This is a genomic window from Gluconacetobacter sp., from assembly GCF_047721585.1.
GTDB lineage: Bacteria > Pseudomonadota > Alphaproteobacteria > Acetobacterales > Acetobacteraceae > Gluconacetobacter > Gluconacetobacter dulcium.
This window is the reverse complement of sequence record NZ_JBDNXE010000183.1, coordinates 1-5,828: the sequence shown is the minus strand read 5'-3', so window position 1 is coordinate 5,828 and position 5,828 is coordinate 1. Positions and strand designations below refer to the sequence as shown.

The 5,828-nt window shown below is 66.6% G+C and carries 4 protein-coding genes; all 4 read right to left on the bottom strand.

Translation table 11 applies throughout. The features are described from left to right. Positions 1-389: 389 nt before the first annotated feature. Complete coding sequence (locus tag ABF821_RS19540) at positions 390-1,646, bottom strand: D-amino acid dehydrogenase (protein ID WP_415531288.1); 1,257 nt, start codon at positions 1,644-1,646, stop codon at positions 390-392. Continuing rightward, entirely contained in the window at positions 1,643-2,779 is a 1,137-nt protein-coding gene (alr, locus tag ABF821_RS19535; protein ID WP_415531289.1) for an alanine racemase, read from the bottom strand. Before alr ends, ABF821_RS19540 begins: the two co-directional genes overlap by 4 nt. 779 nt (positions 2,780-3,558) lie before the next feature. Continuing rightward, positions 3,559-5,340, bottom strand: a complete 1,782-nt coding sequence (locus ABF821_RS19530; RefSeq protein WP_415531287.1) for a ShlB/FhaC/HecB family hemolysin secretion/activation protein — start codon at positions 5,338-5,340, stop codon at positions 3,559-3,561. Next, positions 5,340-5,828 (bottom strand): MBG domain-containing protein (locus tag ABF821_RS19525; protein WP_415531286.1); only part of this gene is annotated, 489 nt, incomplete at its 5' end. The genes ABF821_RS19525 and ABF821_RS19530, both read right to left, overlap by 1 nt.

The following is a 5,828-nucleotide window of genomic DNA, read 5'->3' as shown; positions in this document are numbered from 1 at the left end:
GCCCCGAGCACCCCGGAAGCCGCCCCGGCGGCCCCCGAGACTTCGACCTCGACGGGCGAGGCGCCGAAGAAGCACAAGCACAAGCACCACCACAAGAAGAAGACCGCGACGGAAGCCAGCCCCTCCAAGTAATCGGGCTGTTGACGTCACGGCGCGGGGCTGCGGCCCCGCAGCCGAAAAGGAAGCGGGGGTGGCCAGGCCACCCCCGCTTTTTTTATGCGATTTCCGTGACGATGCCAGAGGTTGCCGCTGGTGTGGGCTCTATGGAGCGGACCCTGTTTGAATGTGTGCATTCAAACAGATGAAGATTCGCGCACAGACAACAAACCTGAGCATTTCCACCGAACGGTTTGCGGTGGAAATGCGCCGGGAGGGCCGGTGCGCGGTGGTCAGGCCGAGTAGCGGTCGATGGACAGGTCGAGGTGGGGGATGGCGGGGCGGCGGCCGGTGATCAGGTCGGCCAGGAGTTGGCCGGAGCCGCAGGCCATGGTCCAGCCCAGCGTGCCGTGGCCGGTGTTGAGCCACAGATTGCCGAAACGGCCCGCGGGGCCGATGACCGGCGTGCCGTCGGGCGTGTTGGGGCGCAGGCCGGTCCAGTAGGTGGCGCGGCCGAGGTCGCCGCCGCCGAACAGGTCGGAGAACGAGCGTTCCAGCGTGGGACGGCGGTCGGGGCTGAGGCGCAGGCTGTAGCCGGTGAGTTCGGCGGTGCCGCCGATGCGGATGCGGTCGCCCAGGCGGGTGATGGCGACCTTGTAGGTCTCGTCATTGACCGTCGAGGTGGGGGCGCGGGTTTCGTCGGTCAGCGGGACGGTCAGCGAGTAGCCCTTGACCGGGTAGACCGGCAGCCTGATGCCCAATGGACGCAGCATCAGCGGCGTGTAGCTGCCCAGTGCCAGCACGTAGGCGTCGCCCGTGACGCGGCCGGTGGAGGTGCGGACGCCCATGATCTCGGTGGCGCTGGCGTCCAGCCCCTCGATGCGGGTTTCGTACTGGAAGGTGACGCCCAGTTCCTCGGCTTTCTGCGACAGGCGCTGGGTGAACATGTGGGCGTCGCCGGATTCGTCGCCGGGGAGGTAGAGGCCGCCTTTCAGCAGGTGGCTGGCGTGGGCCAGGCCCGGTTCGCGCGCGACGATCCGCGGCACGTCGAGCAGGTCGTGCGGGATGTTGCTCTCGGTGAGCAGGCGCATGTCGTCGGCCGCGTGGTCGAGCTGGGCCTGGGTGCGGAAAAGCTGGATCAGGCCCTTCTGGCGGTCGTCGTAGGTGAGGCCGGTTTCCGCGCGCAGGTCGGTGAGGCAGTCGCGGCTGTATTCGGCCACCCGCAGCATCCGCGCCTTGTTGATGTCGTAGGCATGGGCGGTGCAGTTGGCCAGCAATTGCGTCATCCAGCGCAGCATCGGCAGGTCGAGGCGGGCGCGGATGACGAGGGGGCTGTTCTTCTTCAGCATCCAGCCCAGCGCCTTGAGCGGCAGGCCGGGCATGGCCCAGGGGGTGGAGTAGCCGGGCGAGACCTGGCCCGCATTGGCGAACGAGGTTTCCATCGCGGCGGCGGGCTGGCGGTCGATCACGGTGACGTCGTGACCCTGTTTGGCCAGATACCAGGCGGTGGTGGTGCCGATGACCCCGGCGCCCAGGACGATAACCTTCACGCGTTCTCTCCCTGCGGTGATGTGTCGTCGCGATAGAGGCGATGGTAGCGCGCGCCCAGGCCGGTCAGCAGTTCGTAGCCGATGGTGCCGGCGGCGGCGGCGGCCTCTTCGAGTGGGTGGTGGGGGCCGATCAGGTCCAGCGCGGTGCCGGCGGCGAGGGGTGTGCTGCCGAGAGCGGTGACGTCGACCGCCAGGCAGTCCATGGAAATCCGGCCGACGATCGGCAGCATGATATTCGGCCGGGCGGGCAGGATGGCGTGGCCTCGGCCACCGATGGCGCGGGGGAAGCCGTCGCCGTAGCCGACGGCCAGCGTTGCGATCCGGCTGGGGCGGTCGGCGATGAAGCCCGCGCCGTAGCCGACCGCCGTGCCGGGGCCGATCTGGCGGGTCTGGATAAGTCTGGCCTGGAGCCGGACGACCGGGCGCATCGGGTTCGGCTGGCCGGGCGTGGGGTTGATGCCGTACAGCGCGGCGCCGGGGCGTACCATGTCGAAATGCCAGTCTGGGCCGAGGAACAGGCCGGAGGACGCCGCCAGGCTGGCGGGCATGGCGGGCAGGCGGGCGCGCAGGCGCTGGAAGGCGGTGTGCTGGGCGTGGTTGGCCGGGTGCGCGGGTTCGTCGGCGCAGGCCAGGTGGCTCATGACCAGTGTCGGGGCGAGGCCGGCCAGCGGGGCATTTTCGGCCAGCAGGGTGTTCACATCGTCCTCCGAGAGGCCGAAGCGGGACATGCCGCTGTCGAGTTGCAGGGCGGCGGGGAGGGAGGCGCCGGTCTGGTGGGCCAGGGCGCGCCAGAGGGCGATCTGCTCCAGGCTGTTCAGGACCGGGACCAGGCCGGCCGCGTGCAGGGCGGGTTCGGTGCCCGGCATGGCGCCGTTGAGGACGAAGATCGTGCAGTCGGGGCCGAGCAGGGGGCGGATGGCCGCGCCTTCGGCGAGGTGGGCGACGAAGAAGGTGCGGCAGCCCGCCCGGTGCAGCGCCGGGACCACCCGTGCGGCGCCCAGCCCGTAGGCGTTGGCCTTGACGGCGGCGGCGCAGGTGACGGCGGGGCCGACCCGGTCGCGCAGCAGACGGTAATTGTCGGCAAGGGCGGCAAGGTCGATGGTCAGGATGCCGCCGGCCGAGGCGGCCGGCATGGCGGAAAAGGTCTGTGGTGCTGTGTCGACTGGCACGTATCGCGGGCTCCCGTCGGAAGCGGTGACGATAGACCAATTTCGGGGTGACGCAATATCGGGCCGCCCCGTGAGAGCGGCCCCGGCATGCGGTGCGGTCAGCGATCGTGGCCCGCGTGGGTGGTTGGTGCGAGCGCCCTGAATTCCCCGAATGGCGGGTTGTTGGCGGGCTGTTGGCGAAGGGAAGCATCTGGGTGGACCGGAAGGCGCCCAGGTCTGCCGTTCGGTCTGGCTGGAGGGATTGGCCCGGCGGGCGCGGCGGCGCTGGTTCGCCGTTGATTGTGACGCGGTAGAGAATGATGTCGGAAGGATGGAGGAAATTCCGCACTGTTCGACAGGGTGGGACGCAGCGGGATGATCGTGAGGTCGCCCGTGTTGCCGTGACCATCGCGGCGCCGGGTTGCGCCCCGCAGCGCGCCCCGCGCCCCCTGACCAGCGCACGGGGTGTGGGCCCTTTGCGGGCCCGCACGGCCGCTAGTGACGCGGGGAGCCGCATCAGGGCTGGATATCAGGAAAATTCGCGACGCGACCTTTGAAGGGGGCCGCTTCATCATCCGGTATATCGTCGCGCCGGTCGGAAACATGGCGCCGACCGCGGACGGGTCCGCATATCACGCCACTATGGACCGCATCCTGATGTCCGCGGAATGAGATCAGACCGGTTTGCGCCAGGGCCGGGGGTGGTTCGGTTCATCCACGCTGGGCCATTCCTGCTGTGGCAGCGGCATTTTTCGAATAATTTCTCAATATCCGACATTGATGGCGATATTGCCGAAAGCACCCTTGTTGCCGAAGCCGTTCAAAGTTCGGCTGGGGGGCAGGCTATGCAGGCGCCAGCCGACATTGAAAGTCAGGCTGGCATATCGCCCCACGGTGCTATGCAGGTCGAGTCCGATGCTGGACAGGTCGCTCTCGTTGATGGCTTGCGGGATGGTGTGAACCTGCGAGACATGCCCGTAATCGTAGAACACGCCTATCTGCTGGGTGTCGTAAAGCTGCGCGTTCGGGGCGACGATATGCGTCAGGCTGAAGGCCGGGGCGCGGATCTCGTTGGTGAGGCTGATGCCCTCCGTGCCGAGCGAGGTGTCGGTGGCATAGCCCCGCGCGGTGTAGAGGCCGCCGAGGCCGATCTGGTTGCTGTACATGAGGTTGGTGCTGGAGACCTGTCCGGTGGCCTGCAGGAGCCATGTTGCGCCGCCCGGCAGCCAGGTGGTGCGGGTCAGGGTGAGGGTGTCGTAGACATAGCGGTCGGAGGCGCCGGGCACGAGTGTGCGGACATTGTGCTTCCGGTCGGCTCCGGTCAGGCCGCCGGGGCTGAAAACGAGTTGGTTGCGGAACGTGGTCTGCCCGTACGGATCGCTCATCGTCGCGTTATAGATGATGGGGAACTGATTGACCTCGGCCTCGCTGGCGAAAACCTGGGCACCGCCGAATTCGAGCGTGTTGTTGGTCGTCTTGAAATCATAGCCGGCCTGGATGTCGTGGGTCAGGCGCGTACGCGGCCATATGGCAACGGTTGGCAGGGTGTGGATATAGCGCAGGCTGGCCTGGCCGCTATGTCCGGCTTCGTTGAAAGAAATGCCGTTGCTTCTGTAATTCGGATGTTCCCACGCATAAGAGCCGAAAACCTGGATCTGGTCATGCCAGGGCAGTGGCGTGCTCCAGTTGACGGCATGACCGCTGTAGAGATCGCTGACACTGTGGGTGAACTGATAGGACAGGATCTGGCCCAACCCCGCGACATTACCCCATGTGCCGCCGACGGCCCATTCCGACCGGCCCATCATCGGTACGCCCGCGTTGTCGTATGAGGCATAGACATGCAGGGGGAGGCGATCCCTGGTTTGCAGGGTTACGTCCGTCGTGCCTTGCTTGGCGCCGGGGGCGAAGAAGCTGTCGACGGTCCGGAAGGGATTGTCGTTCAGTCGATCCAGCGCGTCCTGCGCTTCAGCGAGGCTGAGGGTTCGGCCGGGAACGAGCCCGCTGTCCCGGCGGAGCAGGGCGCTGGAAAACCAGTGGTTGCCGGTGATGTTGAGTGCTCCGAGCCGGTATTCGGTCACGACGATCTGTACTATGCCCGCGCTGACGTTTTGCGGCGGCACGATGACGTAGACGAAAGGGTGGCCGTTTTTCTTGTAAAAAGCACTCGTATCCAAAGAAATGGTGTTCAGGTCCGATATCGTCAGCGGTTTTCCGAGATAGGCGGAAAGGCTGCGGGTGAAATCATCTCTTCCGAGCAGCGGCAGCCCGTCATGGGAGATGCCGGTTGTGCCGGGAGTGGGGCCCGCGGGTTTCAGAGCCCGGATATCCGGTAGGAAGACCAGTCCTTTCAAGACGGGAATGACGACCGTGTTCGACGGGCGGAGCGGTGGGGCCTGGGTCCCGGACGGTGTGGAAACGATCGGCGTGGGGGCAGGTGGAAGTTGCCTGGGAGCCAGTCGGTCGTAAGCCTGGGCATGAGCCCGTTCGGGAGCCAGAAGGACCGACACGGCAAGCGCGCAGCAGGAGATAATCGATGTGCGCATCAGTTGGCGTTTCCGAAACTGTTGGAATAGGGCAGGGGGCGGATGATCAACTGACCGCCCGAGGACGCCCCGGCCCCGAGCATGGCGTCGGGATTGCCTGACAGGATCGTCAGGCGTCGTGGGGTGCTGCTGATGATGTCGGTGTTCGCATTGCTCGTGCTGGGAGTGTTCGTATCCGATCCCGTGCCGGCCGAGGCGGTCGAAGTCGAAACTGAAACCGGTGTCGGAACGGTGGCAGCCGCCGGTATGGGCATCGGAGAGGAGTTACCGCTCAAAATGAGGACAGGCCAGAAGATCGGTGGGGAGATTGAGGCGGGAGACGAAATGGTCAGGGTGCCGGGCTGATAGGTGACGGCGTAGTTGGTCAGTCCGCTGCCCTGGGCGGCGGAGGGGGTGATGGCGTAGCCGCCGACGGGGCTGGTGTTGCTGGCCGGGGTGGTGAGGGTGGCGCCGGTGACGGTGTCGCCGTTGAGCAGGCCGGTGGCGGA